19 protein-coding genes are annotated in these 17,099 nt (G+C 66.7%); 18 read left to right on the top strand and 1 reads right to left on the bottom strand.

All coding sequences use genetic code 11. From position 1 onward, the window contains the following. The first annotated feature begins 170 nt into the window (after positions 1-170). On the top strand, positions 171-2,102 hold the full coding sequence (locus ACTIGJ_RS15640) for an alpha/beta fold hydrolase (protein WP_439641261.1): 1,932 nt from the start codon (positions 171-173) through the stop codon (positions 2,100-2,102). An 11-nt stretch (positions 2,103-2,113) separates the two neighbouring features. On the opposite strand, the gene ACTIGJ_RS15635 is transcribed toward ACTIGJ_RS15640, so the two are convergent. Then, on the bottom strand, positions 2,114-2,485 hold the full coding sequence (locus tag ACTIGJ_RS15635; RefSeq protein ID WP_439641260.1) for a VOC family protein: 372 nt from the start codon (positions 2,483-2,485) through the stop codon (positions 2,114-2,116). Between the two features lie 125 nt (positions 2,486-2,610). Here ACTIGJ_RS15635 and ACTIGJ_RS15630 point away from each other — a divergent pair, with 125 nt between their 5' ends. The 17 genes from ACTIGJ_RS15630 to ACTIGJ_RS15550 all read left to right on the top strand — a co-directional run bounded on the left by ACTIGJ_RS15630 (position 2,611) and on the right by ACTIGJ_RS15550 (position 17,044). Next, complete coding sequence (locus ACTIGJ_RS15630) at positions 2,611-3,066, top strand: CoA-binding protein (RefSeq protein WP_439641259.1); 456 nt, start codon at positions 2,611-2,613, stop codon at positions 3,064-3,066. A gap of 123 nt (positions 3,067-3,189) precedes the next feature. Beyond that, positions 3,190-3,837, top strand: a complete 648-nt coding sequence (gene rsmG, locus ACTIGJ_RS15625; protein WP_439641258.1) for a 16S rRNA (guanine(527)-N(7))-methyltransferase RsmG — start codon at positions 3,190-3,192, stop codon at positions 3,835-3,837. 42 nt (positions 3,838-3,879) lie between these two features. Further along, positions 3,880-4,671, top strand: a complete 792-nt coding sequence (locus ACTIGJ_RS15620) for a ParA family protein (RefSeq protein WP_439641257.1) — start codon at positions 3,880-3,882, stop codon at positions 4,669-4,671. After that, the gene (locus ACTIGJ_RS15615) at positions 4,672-5,517 is read left to right on the top strand and encodes a ParB/RepB/Spo0J family partition protein (protein ID WP_439641256.1); all 846 of its coding nucleotides are present in this window, start codon (positions 4,672-4,674) and stop codon (positions 5,515-5,517) included. 136 nt (positions 5,518-5,653) lie between these two features. Continuing rightward, complete coding sequence (locus ACTIGJ_RS15610) at positions 5,654-6,439, top strand: SDR family NAD(P)-dependent oxidoreductase (RefSeq protein ID WP_439641255.1); 786 nt, start codon at positions 5,654-5,656, stop codon at positions 6,437-6,439. Positions 6,440-6,842: 403 nt separating this feature from the next. Further along, a complete protein-coding gene (locus ACTIGJ_RS15605) occupies positions 6,843-7,190 on the top strand; it encodes an ATP synthase subunit I (RefSeq protein WP_439641254.1) in 348 nt (115 codons plus the stop codon). Beyond that, positions 7,190-8,002: a F0F1 ATP synthase subunit A gene (gene atpB, locus ACTIGJ_RS15600; RefSeq protein WP_439641253.1), complete on the top strand. Its 813-nt coding sequence runs from the start codon at positions 7,190-7,192 to the stop codon at positions 8,000-8,002. Before ACTIGJ_RS15605 ends, atpB begins: the two co-directional genes overlap by 1 nt. An 85-nt stretch (positions 8,003-8,087) precedes the next feature. Beyond that, the gene (gene atpE / locus ACTIGJ_RS15595; protein ID WP_439641252.1) at positions 8,088-8,363 is read left to right on the top strand and encodes a F0F1 ATP synthase subunit C; all 276 of its coding nucleotides are present in this window, start codon (positions 8,088-8,090) and stop codon (positions 8,361-8,363) included. Positions 8,364-8,414: 51 nt separating this feature from the next. Then, positions 8,415-8,888, top strand: coding sequence for a F0F1 ATP synthase subunit B (locus ACTIGJ_RS15590; RefSeq protein WP_439641251.1), 474 nt, complete (start codon positions 8,415-8,417; stop codon positions 8,886-8,888). Next, a complete protein-coding gene (locus tag ACTIGJ_RS15585; RefSeq protein WP_439641250.1) occupies positions 8,888-9,424 on the top strand; it encodes a F0F1 ATP synthase subunit delta in 537 nt (178 codons plus the stop codon). Before ACTIGJ_RS15590 ends, ACTIGJ_RS15585 begins: the two co-directional genes overlap by 1 nt. Positions 9,425-9,493: 69 nt before the next feature. Further along, positions 9,494-11,047: a F0F1 ATP synthase subunit alpha gene (atpA, locus tag ACTIGJ_RS15580; protein ID WP_439641249.1), complete on the top strand. Its 1,554-nt coding sequence runs from the start codon at positions 9,494-9,496 to the stop codon at positions 11,045-11,047. Between the two features lie 29 nt (positions 11,048-11,076). Further along, positions 11,077-11,940, top strand: a complete 864-nt coding sequence (gene atpG / locus ACTIGJ_RS15575; RefSeq protein WP_439641248.1) for a F0F1 ATP synthase subunit gamma — start codon at positions 11,077-11,079, stop codon at positions 11,938-11,940. A gap of 50 nt (positions 11,941-11,990) precedes the next feature. Next, a complete protein-coding gene (atpD, locus tag ACTIGJ_RS15570; RefSeq protein WP_439641247.1) occupies positions 11,991-13,388 on the top strand; it encodes a F0F1 ATP synthase subunit beta in 1,398 nt (465 codons plus the stop codon). Between the two features lie 41 nt (positions 13,389-13,429). Beyond that, complete coding sequence (locus ACTIGJ_RS15565) at positions 13,430-13,849, top strand: F0F1 ATP synthase subunit epsilon (protein ID WP_439641246.1); 420 nt, start codon at positions 13,430-13,432, stop codon at positions 13,847-13,849. 301 nt (positions 13,850-14,150) lie between these two features. Beyond that, a complete protein-coding gene (locus tag ACTIGJ_RS15560; protein WP_439641245.1) occupies positions 14,151-14,579 on the top strand; it encodes a hypothetical protein in 429 nt (142 codons plus the stop codon). A 177-nt stretch (positions 14,580-14,756) separates the two neighbouring features. Beyond that, a complete protein-coding gene (locus tag ACTIGJ_RS15555) occupies positions 14,757-15,485 on the top strand; it encodes a carbonic anhydrase (RefSeq protein WP_439641244.1) in 729 nt (242 codons plus the stop codon). After that, positions 15,482-17,044 carry a SulP family inorganic anion transporter gene (locus ACTIGJ_RS15550; protein WP_439641243.1) on the top strand — a complete coding sequence of 521 codons (1,563 nt, stop codon included), beginning with the start codon at positions 15,482-15,484 and terminating at the stop codon, positions 17,042-17,044. The genes ACTIGJ_RS15555 and ACTIGJ_RS15550 overlap by 4 nt, the downstream gene beginning before the upstream one ends. Positions 17,045-17,099: the final 55 nt, after the last annotated feature.

The following is a 17,099-nucleotide window of genomic DNA, read 5'->3' as shown; positions in this document are numbered from 1 at the left end:
TCGTCGCGCCAATGGAACAACCATTGGCCGCTCCTCGTTCGTTGCACTGGGCAAAAACGACCTCCGCCGCAACGAGCAAAGCAATTGATGACAGGCCCTAGGGTCCGTTAACGCGGCGTCGGCGCGACGGCATACTCCGGCCTTCCAATTTTCCTGAGGGCCGACCGGCCATGCATCGTTTTCTTCGCTCGATTCCCTGCGCGCTCGCGCTGATCCTCGCCGGCTGCGGCAGCAGCGACAACCTGGCCACGCCCCGGCCACCGACGGCGGCCTGCGCCAGCCCGACGCCGGCCCAGGCGATCGACCGCAGCCTGGTGGTCGACCTGCCGTCGGACAGCGATCCGTCGACCGATCCGACGCCGACCTCGACGCTTCACTACACCGTGCTGCTGCCGGCGCGCTGCCCGGGAGACCGCTTCCCGGTGGTGCTGCACAGCCACGGCTACGGCGGTTCGCGGCTGAAGGCACTGGCGGCCAGCGGTGATCTGTCGGCGGTGCGCAATGCGCCGCATTTTCCGTCGATCGAGCAGCTGGCGGCGGCGCTACCGTTCCACGGCTACGCGGTGATCAGCTTCGACCAGCGCGGCCACGGCGATTCCGCCGCCAGCAGCAACGCCCGGATCATCGACCCGCTGCTGGAAACCCAGGACAGCCGCCGGCTGCTCGACTGGGCCTACGACAATGCCGACACCTTCAACTTCGAGCGCCAGACCGGCACCGGCATCGCCAAGGATCTGAAGGTCGGCACGCTTGGCGTCAGCTACGGCGGCGGCTTCCAGATGACCCTGGCAGCGCTGGATCCGCGCATCGACGCGATCGTGCCGAACGGCACCTGGAACAACCTGCTGTACAGCCTGCTGCCGGGCGATGCCGTGAAGCTCGGCTTCGACGGCCTGCTGTGCCTGCTCGGCGCCACCGGCGGCGTGGTCAACACGCCGGTGGTTGCCGCGCTGTGCAACCAGGTCGGCCCCGGCAACCTGCTGGCCTCGACGATCCGCACCCGCGACGACCTGGTCACCGCGCTCGGCCGGCCGACCACCCAGCCGCGGACGGTGACGGCGGAGGAGATCGACCCGTTCTTCTTCACGCATGGCATGCGCTACTTCGAAACCCGGCAGGCCGCCAGCGCGCCCTGGGGCTTCGGCGAGGCGGAGGCGCGACTGCGCCCGGTACCGGCGCTGTTCCTGCAAGGCAACCGCGACGTGCTGTTCAACCTGACCGAAGGCGTGCACAACGCCGAGTACTTCGGCGCCGCCGGCGCCGACGTGCGGCTGCTGAGCACCGAGGGCGGGCACATGAACCCGCTCGCCAACCAGGTGGAAGGCACGGCGAGCTGCGGCACGGTGAACGGCATCGACGCGGTGCTGGCCTGGTACGAGCGCTGGCTGAAGGATGGCCCGGCCAGCGGCGTCGACGGGATTCCGAAGGTCTGCCTCAGCGTCGCCGCCACCGTCGAGGGCCAGCCGGGCGGCACGCCGGCGGGCCTGGCGCTGGAGCGGATGCCGGCCGGCAGCCTCACCGGCGCCGGGGCGCTGCCGGCAACGCTGGCCAGCGGCACCGCCAGCGTCGGCCAGCTGCTCGGCAGTGCGCCGAGCTTCGTGCCGGTGCTGACCGTGGCCGACGCCGGCTACGCGCTGGCCGGCGTGCCGCGCCTGGGCCGCATCGAGGTGACGCCGGGGCCGAACCTGCTGCCGCGCCCGGCGATCGCCTTCGTCGGTGTCGGCATTCGGCGCAACGGCAGCCTGATCCTGGTCGACGACCAGCTGACGCCTTTCGTCGAAGGCATTCACGACAGCAACCGCAGCCAGCAGAACGGCGTGGTCGAGCTGCCGGCGGTCGGCGAGCTGCTGGAGGCCGGCGATGAAGTTGGCCTGCTGTTCTACGAGCAGCAGGTGCAGTACGCGGCCGTGGTCAGCGCGCTGAGCCTGCCGAATCTGACCAATGTCGTGAACTTCGCGCTCGGCACCGCGATTCCGCCGATCGGCTCGGCGCTCGACGGCAGCCTGCTGGCGGCACCGAATCCGTACGAGGCGACCGTGACCGACGTGGCGCTGCCGATCCTGCGGCCGGGCGAGTACCCGGGTTCGTCGCTGCGCCGCTGAGGCGCGCGGCTTCAGATGTGCTGGTCGACCAGGATCACGTTGCCGTCCGGGTCGGCCAGCATGAAGCTGCCGGGGCCGCTGCCGGCCTCGTCGACCTCGGTCATCAGGGCAAGGCCGCGCGCCTTCAGCTGCCGCTGCAGGTCGCGGACATCGGTGTAGGCGTCGAGCGTCTTCGCATCGGCGGTCCAGCCCGGATTGAAGGTCATGATGTTGGTCGGGAACATGCCCTGGAACAGGCCGATCACGTGGTCGCCATTCTTCATGATCAGCCAGCCCTGCGACTGCTGGCCGTGGGCCACGGTGAAGCCGAGCTTTTCGTAGAACAGCCGGGAGGCCTCCAGATCCTTGACGGCGAGGCTGATCGAGAACGCTCCGAGATCCATGGTCGTTTTCCGCAGGCGGGCAGGGCGGCGCAGCCTGCACGGCCGGCGGCGCGTTCGGCAAGCCTTGCCGGCAGCGGACGGCCCGTTGCTACGATGTTTGCCCCTTGCGACGGAAGCTCATCGGCATGTCCTGGCAGCAGAACCTGATCACCGATGCCGACGGCATCACCGCGCTGCTGGCCGCGACCCGGCGGATCGCCGTGCTCGGCATCAAGCCGGAATCGCATGCCGACCAGCCGGCGCACTACGTGCCGGCGGCGCTGGCGCGGGCCGGCTACGCGATCGTGCCGGTGCCGGCCTATTTCCCGGAGGTCACCACCATCCTCGGCCAGCCGGTGTTCCGGAAGCTGGCGGAGGTGCCGGGGACGCTCGATCTGGTCGACGTGTTCCGGCTGCCGTCGGCGCTGGCCGGCCATCTCGATGACCTGCTGGCGGCGCGGCCGAAGGCGGTCTGGCTGCAGTCCGGCATCCGCCACGATGGCTTCGCCGAGGCGCTGGCCCGGGCCGGCATCGCCGTGGTGCAGGACCGCTGCCTGATGGTCGAGCAGCAGCGGCGCGGCGCGCGGCCGGCGCTGCCCTGACCGCCGCCGGACCGGCCTGGCGATGAGCCGGCGGAGCGCCGGCATATACTTCGCGGCCCTTTCACTCGTCGCGATCATGCTGGCCCAGCCCGTTTCCACCGTCGTTGCAGCGGCCGAGCCGCGATGAGCGAGTCCCGCCATCCGCACAGCGAGCGGCGCCTGCGCCTCGGCCTCGAACGGCTCGGCCTCGATGTCGAGCTGACCGCGCCGCTGATGCGCTATCTGGCCGAACTGGAAAAGTGGAACGCCACCTACAACCTTTCCGGCATCAAGATCGTCGACGACATGGTGCTGCGCCACCTGCTCGATTCGCTGACCGTATTGCCGGCGCTGCCGCAGCTCGCTGACGGCGCGCGGCTGATCGACGTCGGCAGCGGCGCCGGCATTCCCGGCCTGATCCTGGCCATTGCCCGGCCTGGCCTGCGGGTCACCACGCTGGATTCGGCGGGCAAGAAGGCGCGCTTCATGCGTCATGCGATCCGGGCGCTGAATCTTACGAACGCCGAGGTGTTCGAAGGCCGCGCCGAGGATCACGTGCCGGAGGACACCTACGATTTCATCATCAGCCGCGCGTTTGCCAGCCTTGCCGACTTCGTCACCGTGACCGAGCACCTGGCCGGCCCGGACAGCTGCTGGCTGGCGATGAAGGCGCATGTCGACGATGCCGAGCGCGCCGCGCTGCCGGCACGCTGGCGGATCGAGTCGACCATCCGGCTGCCGGTGCCGGGGCTCGACGAGATGCGGCAGTTGCTCGTGCTGCGCGCCGCGTAAGCTGCGCCCGTTTCCAGTCTCCCGTTCCCCGGACCCAGGCCCATGACCCGCATCATCGCCATCGCCAACCAGAAAGGCGGCGTCGGCAAGACCACGACGACGATCAACCTTGCGGCCTCGCTGGCGGCGACCCGGCGGCGCGTGCTGCTGGTCGATCTCGATGCCCAGGGCAACGCGACGATGGGCTGCGGCGTCGACAAGTACCGGCTCCAGTGGAGCGTCCGCGACGTGCTGCTGGAAGCGGCATCGGCGCGCGACACGACCACCACCAGCGAAGGCCTGGGCTTCAACGTGCTGCCGGCCAATGCCGACATGACGGAAGCCGAAATCAAGCTGCGCGACATGCCGGCCGGCGATTTCGCGCTGAAGCTGGCGCTGGAAACGGTGGCGGCGGACTACGACTACATCCTGATCGACTGCCCGCCGGCGCTCTCCAAGCTGACCGTCAACGCCTTCGTTGCCGCCGACGGCGTGCTGATCCCGATGCAGTGCGAGTACTACGCGCTGGAAGGGCTGACGGCGCTGGTCGACACCATCAAGAAGATCCAGCGGGTGATCAATCCGCGGCTGGAGATCGACGGCCTGCTGCGGACCATGTTCGATCCGCGCAACAACCTGTCGAACGAGGTGTCGGCGCAGCTGATCGAGCATTTCGGCGACAAGGTCTACCGCACGCTGGTGCCGCGCAACGTGCGGCTGGCCGAGGCGCCCAGCCACGGCATTCCGGTGATGGCCTACGATGCCGCCTCCGCCGGGGCCAAGGCCTATCTGGCGCTGGCCGGTGAATTGCTGCGTCGCCACGATGGCGGCCAGCTGCGTCTGGGGAGCGAATAAGTGTCTGTGAAGAAGCGTGGACTCGGTCGCGGGCTCGATGCCCTGCTCGGCAGCTCGCAGCCGCAGAGCGTCGAGGCGGCGGGGGATGAGCTGCGCGAGCTGCCGGTGCACCAGCTGAGTGCCGGCCGTCACCAGCCGCGTCGCGTTTTCGACCCGGCCCAGCTCGAAGCGCTGGCCGAATCGATCCGCGCCCAGGGCGTGGTGCAGCCGATCATCGTCCGCGAAGTCGGCGAGGCGGCCTACGAGATCGTCGCCGGCGAACGCCGCTGGCGGGCCTCGAAGCTGGCCGGGCTCAGCGTGATTCCGGCCGTGGTGCGCAAGATGGAAGACCGCACCGCGATGGCGGTCGCGCTGGTCGAGAACATCCAGCGTGCCGACCTGAACCCGCTGGAAGAAGCCGAGGCGCTGCGCCGGCTGATCGACGAATGCGGCCTGACCCACGAGCAGGCGGCGGAAGCGGTGGGCAAGTCGCGCGCCGCGATCTCCAATCTGCTGCGGCTGATCGATCTCGATCCAGGCGTACAGGCGCTGGTCCGCAGCGGCGCGCTGACCTTGGGCCATGCCAAGGTGCTGCTCGGCGCCAGTCCGTCGAAGCAGGCCGAACTGGCGCGGCAGGTGATCGAGCGGGATCTGACCGTGCGCCAGACCGAGGCGCTGCTGGCGGCCTCGCTGCGGCCGCTTCCGCCGGGACCGGCACCCGCGCCGCCATCGCCGGTGGCGGTCGAACTCAGCGAACGCCTCGGCGTGCCGGTGAGCCTGAACCAGACGCCGCGCGGCAAGGGCAAGCTGGTGATCTCGTTCGACAACAACGCCCAGTTGCAGCAAGTGCTGAAGCTGCTGCGCTGAGGCCGGCGGCAAGCCTGTCGCCCGGTCCCGATCCGCCGGCGCAGGCGATGGCTTGAGGTAATCCCGAATTTCGAAACCTGCTGCGTACACTGCCGCAGTGCAGCATCGTGCTGCGTGTTCGACTCGAGACTTGCCCATGAATGCGTACAAGACTGCCCTGATCACCGGGGCTTCCAGCGGTATCGGCGCCGCCTTCGCCGCGACCTTGGCCCGCGCCGGCAGCGATCTGATCCTGGTGGCCCGCTCCGAGGACAAGCTGCGCCAACTGGCCGGCGAACTGACGCGCGAGACCGGCCGCAACATTCAGGTGATCGCCGCCGACCTGTCGAAGCCGGACTGCGGCGCCAGGCTCAGGAAGCAGGTCGACGCGCTGGAAATGTCGGTCGACCTGCTGATCAACAACGCCGGCTTCGGCACCCAGGGTGCGTTCGAGCAGCAGGATGCCGCCCGCGAGGCGGAGGAAATCCGCCTGAACGCGTCGGCTGTCGTCGATCTGTCGCATGCCTTCCTGCCGCCGATGCTGGAAGCCAGGCACGGCGCGATCATCAACATCGCGTCGTCGGCGGCCTTCCAGCCGATGCCGTTCTTCGCGGTCTATGCCGCGACCAAGGCCTTCGTCTATTCGTTCAGCGACGCCCTGAACGAGGAACTGCGCGGCCGCGGCGTCCATGTGATGTCGGTCTGCCCGGGCCCGGTCGACACCGCGTTCTTCGAAGCCACCGGCGCCCACAACCTGCGCAAGAAGGTGCCCAAGGGCTCGATGGTGTCGGCGCAGTACATCGTCGATGCCTCGCTGGCCGGCCTCGCCAGCCGCAGCCGGGTGGTGGTGCCGGGCGGCATGACCAAGATCGCGGCGCTGGCGACGGCAGTCGCGCCGCGCGGCGTGGTGACGCGGCTGGTCGGCCGGATCATGCGCGGCTGATGCGCAGCCGTTAGCGCCGATGGCCGGCGCTGACGGCTGTCCCGTGCCGATTTTGTGGCGGCGCAACAATCGGGATTGTCCCGCCTGCGTGACGGTCGACATCTCCCGATCGCCAGGATCCGCAGCGCTGCCAAGGCCTTGATTGCGCGTTATGCCGCTGACGAATTGGCGACATCACCCGGACAGAACGGCGACCCGGAAGCGCCGGAAATCGGTCCGGAATATGGCCGTCATCGCGTCGTCGGGGTGACAGGTGACATATGCAGAACGCAGCCGATGGATGACGCAAAGCGCGGAGATTGCAGGGATTTCCGAGCGAGATAGTTGAAGATCGACACCGTAGATGCGTATACTCCGCGCGCTTTGACGCCCCCGGCGCTCATCGCGACGCTACAAAGCTCGCATGAAAACAGCCAATCGCATCGCACTACGGCAGCTGCTTATCGGATTGCTGGGTGCGGCACTCTGGGTATGGATACGGGATATCCAGGCAGGGGGTGCAGCGCTAGCAGGCGGCGCAATCGCGGCAACGCTCACGTTTTACGCGGCGCTCAAGACGTTCGGACGACATTCCGATGACCCCAATCAGGTGGTCGCGAATTTCTACCGGGCGCAGATGCGCAAGTTCGCATTGGCAGTGGTGTTGTTTGCAGTGGCAGTAAAAGTTTTCGGCAGCAACTTCGCACCGTTGATCACAACGTTTGCCGTTGCGCTTTTGGTTTACTGGTGGGCTCTGACCTGGGATTCGTGATGTCAGCAGAAAGCGGCGCGGCCAAGACTCCAGCGGAATACGTCTCGCATCATCTGATGCACATGACGTCCAATCACGACGCCGGTTTCGTCTCCATGACGAACTGGCACATCGATACCCTATTCTTTTCGACCGTTCTCGGGTTGATTTTCCTGACCCTGTTCCGGCTGGCTGCCGTGCGCGCCACCAGCGGCGTGCCGGGCAAGCTGCAGAATTTCGTCGAGATCATCATCGAGTTTGTCGACAACTCGGTGAAGGATTCGTTCAAGGGCGACCGCAGCTTCATCGCCCCGTTTGCGCTGACCATCTTCTGCTGGGTGTTCCTGTGGAACTGCATGGATCTGGTGCCGGTCGACCTGCTGCCGCTGTTCGGTGAGCACGTGCTTGGCCTGCATGCGCTGCGCGTGGTGCCGTCGGCCGACATGAGCGCAACCTTCGCGCTGTCGCTGTCGGTGTTCTTCTTCATCTTCTGGTACAGCTTCAAGTCCAAGGGTGTCGGCGGCTTCGCCAAGGAATTCCTGACCCATCCGTTCGGCGCCAAGCTGCTGCCGTTCAACATCATCCTGAACACCGTCGAATATCTCGCCAAGCCGCTGTCGCTGGCGCTGCGACTGTTCGGCAACCTCTATGCAGGCGAGCTGATCTTCATCCTGATCGCGCTGCTGCCCTGGTGGGCGCAGGTCATCCCCGGCATGGGCTGGATGATCTTCCACATTCTCGTCGTGACCCTGCAGGCGTTCATCTTCATGACGCTGACCATCGTGTATCTCAGCATGGCCAACGAGAATCACGACGACGCCGAGCATCATTAAGCAGTCGCCATTCCGCAGCGTCCGATTCCGCTGTCGCAGCAATCCCTCAAACGCTTTTCAACGCAGAACCCCAACGGAGCACTTCATGGAACTCGTCGCCCAAATCCAAGCCAACACCGCGCTGACCATCGGTCTGATCTTCGGTCTGGCCGCCCTCGGTACCGCCATCGGCTTCGGCCTGCTCGGCGGCAAGTTCCTGGAAGGCGCCGCGCGTCAGCCGGAACTCGCCAACATGCTGCAGACCAAGATGTTCATCATCGCCGGCCTGCTTGACGCCGTCGCGATCATCGGCGTCGCCATGGGCCTGCTGATGATGTTCGCGAACCCGCTGCTGGCCGTTGTCCAGGCTGCCGCGCAGTAAGCACATCGTCGCAAGACACGTCGGTTGATCCTTTTTTTCGGAGCCTAAGCGATGCAGGCCAGTATTCCATCCATCGTCGGCCAGATGATCGTGTTCGCGATCTTCGTCTGGTTCACGATGAAGTTCGTGTGGCCGCCGATCACGAAGGCCCTCGACGAGCGTCAGAAGCGCATCGCCGATGGTCTGGCTGCGGCGGAGAAGGGTCAGAAGGCGCTTGCCGAAGCGTCGAAGAGTGGCGACGAAGCGCTGAAGGCCGCCCGGGCCCAGGCGCAGGAAATCGTCGCCGCCGCCAACAAGCAGGCCACCCAGATGGTCGAGCAGGCACGCGCCGATGCCGAGTCCGAGAAGGCGCGCATCGTCGCCGCCGGCCATGCCGAAGTGGTTCGCGAAATCACCCAGGCCAAGGACGCGCTGCGTCGCCAGGTCGGTGAGCTGGCCGTCGCCGGCGCTGCCAAGATCCTCAAGCGCGAAATCAACGGCGGTGCCCATGCCGAGCTGATTTCCGAGCTGGCGGCGAAAGTCTGATGGCCGAGCTGAGCACACTGGCGCGGCCGTACGCGAAAGCGGTGTTCGAGCTGGCGCGCGACACGTCCCGTTTCGGCGACTGGTCCAACGTGTTGCGCGGCCTCGCTGACGCCGTCAGCGATCCGGCCGTCGCTGCCGCGATCGGTCATCCGGCGGTGGGCAAGGGCCAGCTGTCGCAGGCTCTGATCGATGCCCTCGGCAGCCAGATCGGTGCCGAAGGCGCGAACCTGCTGCGCCTGCTGATCGACAACGGCCGCCTCAAGCTGGCTCCGGCGATCGCGGCCGAGTACGAAGCGCTGCGCGCCGAAGCCGAAGCCACGATCGATGTCGAGATCACCACGGCGTCGCCGGCAGCTCCCGAGCAGCTGGCTGCGCTTGTCGATGCCATTGCCCGCCGGCTGGCGCGCAAGCTGAACGTCACCACGAAGGTCGACGAAAGCCTGATCGGCGGTGCGGTGATCCGCGCTGGCGACCTGGTGATCGACGGCTCGTCGGTGGGCGAGCTTGAGCGGCTGCGCCTGCAACTGGTTGCCTGACCTTATTCCCATCCGGCCAATTCCCGGCTGCCGCGGCCTGTCGCGGCGAGCTAGCACCGAGCACATGACATGCAACTGAATCCCTCCGAAATCAGCGACCTGATCAAGGGCCGCATCCAGAATTTCGCGGCCGCGACCGAAGCCCGGAACACCGGCACCATCGTGTCGCTGGCCGACGGCATCGTCCGCATCCACGGTCTGTCCGACGCGCTGCAGGGCGAAATGCTCGAATTCCCGGGTGTCGACGGCGAGCCGACCTACGGCCTGGCGCTGAACCTGGAACGCGACTCGGTGGGCGCCGTCGTGCTCGGCGACTACAAGCACCTGACCGAAGGCGACACGGTGAAGACCACCGGCCGCATTCTCGAAGTGCCGATCGGCCGTGCGCTGCTCGGTCGCGTCGTCGACGCGCTCGGCCGCCCGATCGACGGCAAGGGCCCGATCGCCGCCGAAGGCACCAGCCCGATCGAAAAGATCGCCCCGGGCGTCATCGCCCGCCAGTCGGTCGACGAGCCGGTGCAGACCGGCTACAAGGCCGTCGACGCGATGATCCCGATCGGCCGCGGCCAGCGCGAACTGATCATCGGCGACCGTCAGACCGGCAAGACCGCGATGGCGATCGACGCGATCATCAACCAGAAGAACACTGGCATTAAGTGCGTCTACGTGGCCATCGGCCAGAAGGCGTCCTCGATCGCCAACGTCGTGCGCAAGCTCGAAGAGAACAACGCGCTGGCGCACACCATCGTCGTTGCCGCGTCGGCCTCCGACGCCGCCGCGCTGCAATTCGTCGCCCCGTACTCGGGCTGCACGATGGGCGAGTACTTCCGCGATCGCGGCGAAGACGCGCTGATCGTCTATGACGATCTGTCCAAGCAGGCCGTCGCCTACCGTCAGGTGTCGCTGCTGCTGAAGCGCCCGCCGGGCCGCGAAGCCTATCCGGGCGACGTCTTCTATCTCCACTCGCGTCTGCTGGAGCGCGCCGCGCGCGTCAACGCCGACTACGTCGAGAAGTTCACCAACGGTGCGGTGAAGGGCAAGACCGGTTCGCTGACCGCGCTGCCGATCATCGAAACCCAGGCCGGCGACGTCTCGGCCTTCGTGCCGACCAACGTGATCTCGATCACCGACGGCCAGATCTTCCTGGAAACCGATCTGTTCAACGCCGGTATCCGTCCGGCCATGAATGCCGGTATCTCGGTGTCGCGCGTCGGTGGTGCGGCCCAGACCAAAGTCATCAAGAAGCTGTCGGGCGGCATCAAGCTGGCGCTCGCCCAGTACCGTGAGCTGGCAGCGTTTGCCCAGTTCGCGTCAGATCTTGACGAAGCCACCCGCAAGCAGCTCGAGCGCGGCCAGCGCGTCACCGAGCTGATGAAGCAGAAGCAGTACGCACCGATGTCGGTCGCCGAGATGGCGGCGTCGATCTACGCCGCCGAAAAGGGCTTCCTTGACGACGTCGCGGTCGACAAGATCGGTGCGTTCGAGGCCGCGCTGCAGCAGTACCTCGTCACCAACCAGAAGCCGCTGCTCGACAAGATCAACGTCAAGGGCGACTGGAACGACGCGATCGAAGGCGAGCTGAAGGCCGCGATCACCGCGTTCAAGAAGCAGTCCGCGATCTAAGCGATTCCTGAGCACGACCGAGAAATACAGTGGCAGGCGCCAAAGAAATCCGCAGCAAGATCAAGAGCGTGAAGAACACGCAGAAGATCACGCGCGCGATGGAAAAGGTGGCGATCTCGAAGATGCGCCGCGCCCAGGTCCGGATGACCGAAGCGCGTCCGTACGCCGAGAAGATCCGCCGCACCATCGCGCATCTGTCGCAGGCGAACACCGAAGTCACCCATCCGTTCATGGCCGACCGGCCGGTGAAGCGCGTGGGCGTGCTGGTGGTGTCGACCGACCGTGGCCTCTGCGGCGGTCTGAACACCAACCTGTTCCGCCAGCTGACCCGTTCGATCCGCGAATGGCGTGACGCCGGCATCGAGGCCGAGTACGCCGTGATCGGCAACAAGGGCCTGTCGTTCTTCCGCCGGGTCGGCGGCAAGGTCGTCGCGCAGAACGCGAACCTCGGCGACAAGCCGCACCTCGACCAGCTGCTCGGCGCCATCAAGGTGCTGACCGACGCCTACCGCGAAGGCCGCATCGATCGCCTGTACCTGGCCTCGACGCAGTTCGTGAACACCATGACCCAGCGTCCGGGCGTTCGCCAGGTGCTGCCGGTGCAGCCGGATGCCGGCGTGCAGAAGCTCGCCGACAACTGGGACTACCTGTACGAGCCGAGCGCTTCCGAGCTGCTCGATACCGTGCTGCAGCGATACGTGGAGTCGCAGGTCTACCAGGCCGTGGTCGAGAACGTCGCCAGCGAACAGAGCGCCCGCATGGTCGCGATGAAGGCGGCCACCGACAACGCCGGCAAGATCATCAATGGCTTGCAGCTCGCCTACAACAAGGCTCGCCAGGCCAGCATCACCAAGGAACTGGCGGAAATTGTCGGCGGCGCGGCAGCGGTCTGAGCGCGCATTTTTAGAGCGGTACCCCAAGAATTCCGGATAGAGAAACAGCGATGAGCAACGGCAAGATCGTTCAAATTATCGGCGCGGTCATCGACGTCGAATTCCCGCGTGATGCGATCCCGAAGGTCTACGACGCGCTGAAGGTGACCGGCACCGAGCTGACGCTCGAAGTGCAGCAGCAGCTGGGCGACGGCATCGTGCGCTGCATCGCGCTCGGTTCGTCGGACGGCCTGAAGCGCGGCCTCGTCGCTTCCAATACCGGCGCCCCGATCTCGGTGCCGGTCGGCAAGGCCACCCTGGGCCGCATCATGAACGTGCTCGGCGAGCCGATCGACGAAGTCGGTCCGGTCGAATCCGAACACCACTGGGCGATCCACCGCGACGCGCCGAGCTACGAAGACCAGTCCGGTTCGACCGAGCTGCTGGAAACCGGCATCAAGGTCATCGACCTGCTGTGCCCGTTCGCGAAGGGCGGCAAGGTCGGTCTGTTCGGCGGTGCCGGCGTCGGCAAGACCGTCAACATGCTCGAACTGATCAACAACATCGCCAAGGAGCACTCGGGTCTTTCGGTGTTCGCCGGCGTCGGCGAGCGTACCCGCGAAGGCAACGACTTCTACCACGAGATGTCGGATTCCAAGGTCATCGTCCGCGACAACCTGCCGGAATCGAAGGTGGCGATGGTGTACGGCCAGATGAACGAGCCGCCCGGCAACCGTCTGCGCGTGGCGCTGTCCGGCCTGACGATGGCCGAGTACTTCCGCGACGAAGGCCGCGACGTGCTGTTCTTCGTCGACAACATCTACCGCTACACGCTGGCCGGTACCGAAGTGTCGGCACTGCTCGGCCGTATGCCGTCGGCAGTGGGCTACCAGCCGACGCTGGCCGAGGAAATGGGCGCGCTGCAGGAGCGCATCACCTCGACCAAGACCGGCTCGATCACCTCGATCCAGGCCGTCTACGTCCCGGCGGACGACCTTACCGATCCGAGCCCCGCGACCACCTTCGCGCATCTCGACGCCACCGTCGTGCTGTCGCGTGACATCGCTTCGCTCGGCATCTACCCGGCCGTGGATCCGCTCGACTCGACGTCGCGTCAGCTTGATCCGAACGTCATCGGTTCGGAGCACTACAACACCGCCCGCGACGTGCAGGGCGTGCTGCAGCGCTACAAGGAACTGAAGGACATCATCGCGATCCTCGGCATGGACGAATTGTCGGAAGCCGACAAGCAGGCCGTGTCCCGTGCCCGCAAGATCCAGCGCTTCCTGTCGCAGCCGTTCCACGTCGCCGAAGTGTTCACCGGCTCGCCGGGCAAGTACGTGTCGCTGAAGGAAACGATCCGCGGCTTCCGCGAAATCGTCGATGGCAAGCACGATGCGTTGCCGGAGCAGGCGTTCTACATGGTCGGCTCGATCGACGAAGCGGTCGAGAAGTCGAAGAAGCTCTGATCAGGCGCGCCTGATCCGTACCGAAGGCAACCGAGCAAGCTATGGCAACCATCGAAATCGACATCGTTTCCGCAGAAGGCCAGATCCATCATGGCCAGGCGTCGATGGTGTTCGCGCCGGCCGAGCTGGGCGAAGTCGGCATCGCGCCGCGCCACGCCCCGCTGCTGGCTCGGCTGAAGCCGGGCGCGGTCCGCGTCAAGGGCACGGACGGCGTGGAGCAGGCGTTCTTCGTCGGCGGCGGCATCCTTGAGGTGCAGCCGCACCTGGTCACCGTGCTGGCTGACACCGCGATCCGCGCCAAGGATTGCGACGAGGCATTGGCCACCGAGGCCAAGCGCCGCGCCGAGGAAAAGCTGTCGAACGCCAAGTCCGACGTCGACCTCGCCAAGGCCCAGGCGGAGCTGCTGCAGGCCGCCGCGCTGGCCGAGTTCCTGACCAAGATCAAGAAGTCGACGCACTGACGCACTCGCCCTGCTGGCCGTTGAAAACGCCGACCTCGTGTCGGCGTTTTCATGTCCGGGCCCGGCAGCGGCGACGGCCTGATCGCACCGGCACCGGTGCCGCCCCGATGTCGAGATGTCGCCGGGTTGAAACGGCAGCGGGATAAGCTTGGAACGAATGCCAGCCGTCTGGCGTTTTTGCAGTGCCGTTGACGAATCCTTGCCATTTGCCGGCCGCGCTTCGCGTAGAGTCAATGGCGGTGCACTTTTTGCTCATCCTGCTGTCACTGGCAGACCACACCCGAGACCTCCTTCAAGCCCCATGTCGCTGTTTGCCCACATCCGACGACTGTCCACTGCACGCTGGGCGCGTGTCGTGGCGATGTTCATGGTCGTGATGTGCTCGGTGACCTGGGTGGCGCAGGCGGTGTCGTCGGTGCAGGACAGCAAGGTGCTGGTGACGCTGGCAGCCATCGCCGATGCGTTGCCGCCGGCGCCGGACACGTTGCCGGATGCGCAGCCGGCCGATTGCGCCGAAGAACCTGAATGCGAGTCCGTGCCGCTGGTGGCGCTGGACGAGACGCATGACGTCAAGCTGTTCTTCCTGCGCGAGTTCACCCATCTGTTCCAGCCGGTCGTCGCCCGCATGGCTCGTAATCGGGACCTCGCGGCGATCCTCCGCATGTCGTCGGAAACCTTCCGCCCGCCCGATCAGCAGATCGGTTTGACCGGGCGTTCGCTCGCGTCCTGATTCGACGTTGCCGCCGGCAGCACCGGCGGTCCCCGTCAGCCGGCGCGATCCCTCGCAAGCACTTCGGGCCCCCGGCCCGGCGTGCGCGCGAGCCAGCAGGTTTCCCATTTCCCGTTGCAGCGCCGCTGACGTCCCGTCGACGCCGGCGCTGCGGCCATACGACATACGAGGCATCCCGTGGACAAGCTCATCGAAGGTTTCGCCCAGTTCCGCAAGGTCACCTATCCGACCAAGCAGCGGCTGTTCAAGAAGCTGGCCAGTGGCCAGGCCCCGCACACCCTGATCATCACCTGCGCCGATTCGCGCGTGGTGCCGGAGTACTTCACCTCGTCCGATCCGGGCGAGATCTTCGTGGTCCGCAACGTCGGCAACATCGTGCCGCCGTACGCGCAGTTCGTCGGCGGCGTGTCGGCGGCGATCGAGTACGCAGTGGTGGTGCTCGGGGTGAAGGACATCGTGGTCTGCGGGCATTCCGACTGCGGCGCGATGAAGGCGACGCTCAAGCCCGGCAGCACCGATGGCATGCCGGCTGTCACCGCCTGGCTGCAGCACGCGCAGATCGCGCGCCATGTGCTCGAGGAGAACTTCGACGAGAGCGGCGATCGCTCCCGGCTGCTGGCACTGACCGAGGAAAACGTCATCGCCCAGTTGGACCATCTGCGCACCCATCCGTCAGTGGCGGCGCGGCTGGCGTCCAACCGGCTGCGCATCCACGGCTGGGTGTTCGACATCGAATCGGCGGACATCCACGTCTTCGATGCCGAGCAGCGCTGCTTCCGGACCATCGAGGTCGAGGAAGGCAGCGAAGGCGCTGACGACGAACTGGCGCCGGTCGCCAGCCGGCCGGCCTCGGCGCCGCGTGCGGGCGCGCTGCAGGCGCCGATCCGCAAGGGTGACGTGCGATGAGCGCGGCAGCCTCGCAGCCGGCGATGGCGGCCGAGGCGCCCGCCCGTCAGAACCTGATGGCGGACGTCCTGGCCTCGATCGTCGTGTTCCTGGTGGCCGTGCCGCTGTGCATGGGCATCGCGATCGCCTCCGGCGTGCCGCCGGCGGCCGGCCTGATCACCGGCATCATCGGCGGCATCGTGGTCGGCAGCATCTCCGGCAGCCCGCTGCTGGTCAGCGGTCCGGCCGCCGGGCTTGCGGTGCTGGTGTTCGAGCTGGTGCAGGCACACGGCATCATCGCCCTCGGGCCGGTGGTGCTGATCGCCGGCCTGATCCAGGTGGTGGCCGGCGTGACCGGCCTCGGCATGTGGTTCCGGATGGTGTCGCCAGCGGTCGTCAACGGCATGCTGGCCGGCATCGGCGTGCTGATCATCGCCTCGCAGTTCCACGTGATGTTCGACGCCAAGCCGCTGCCGACCGGCTTCCTGAACTTCTTCGCCGCACCGAAGCTGATCTTCAACGCGCTGACCAACGGTGCCGGCGCGCAGGCGGCGGCGCTGGGCCTGGCGACGATCGCGATGATCGTCGCCTGGGAGAAGTTCCGGCCGGCGCGGGTCAAGCTGCTGCCGGGCGTGCTGATCGCGATCATCCTGGCCACGCTGATCGCCGAATCGCTGCAACTCGGCGTCAACCGCGTGACCTTGCCGGACAACCTGATCGCCGGCATCGAATGGGTGACGCCGTCGAAGCTGCTGGGCCTGTTCACGACACCGGCGCTGCTGGTGTCGGCGGCGGCATTCGCGTTCATCGCCAGCGCTGAAACGCTGCTGTCGGCGGCGGCGGTCGATCGAATGCACGACGGTGCGCGCACCCAGTACAGCCGCGAACTGACGGCGCAGGGCGTCGGCAATGCGCTGTGCGGGCTGATGGGCGCACTGCCGATGACCGGCGTAATCGTGCGCTCGGCGGCCAATGTCCAGGCCGGTGCCAAGACGCGGCTGTCGACGATCCTGCACGGCAGCTGGATTCTCGCCTTCGTGCTGCTGCTGCCGTGGCTGCTGCGGATGGCGCCGGTGTCGGCGCTGGCCGGCATCCTGGTCTACACCGGCTTCAAGATGGTCAAGCCGTCGCAGATCCGGGAACTGGCCGAGTTCGGTCGCGGCAACGTGTCGGTCTACGCGGTGACCGCGCTGACCATCATCGCCACCGATCTGCTGATGGGCGTCATGGTCGGCATCGGCTTCGCATTGCTGCGGCTGGCGCTGCGCTCGGCACGGCTGCACCTGCACCTGAAGAAGGGCGATGAGGCGAATGCCCGGACGCTGCGCCTGGTCGGCTTCGCGACGTTCCTGAACATCCCGTGGATCGCCAAGATCCTTGACGAGATTCCGCCGGGCACCCAGCTGACGCTCGACATCGAGCGGCTGCGCCACGTCGACTACGCCGTGCTGGTGCTGCTGCAGGACTGGGCGCGCATGGCACCGGTGACCGGCTCGGCGCTGATCGTCGACTGGGCTGTGCTCAAGAGCCGTTCCGAAGGCGGCAACGAACGCCGCGAGCTGGCCCAGGTCACCACCTGAGTCCCGCTCGCCCCGGCCTGCGCCATGACGCACGCAGACCGGCGCGACCGCTGTC

The sequence above is a fragment of the Nevskia sp. genome (genome assembly GCF_051860985.1).
Taxonomy (GTDB): Bacteria; Pseudomonadota; Gammaproteobacteria; order Nevskiales; family Nevskiaceae; genus Nevskia.
Note: the sequence above shows the minus strand (reverse complement) of the source record. Positions and strands in the feature narration are given on the sequence as shown.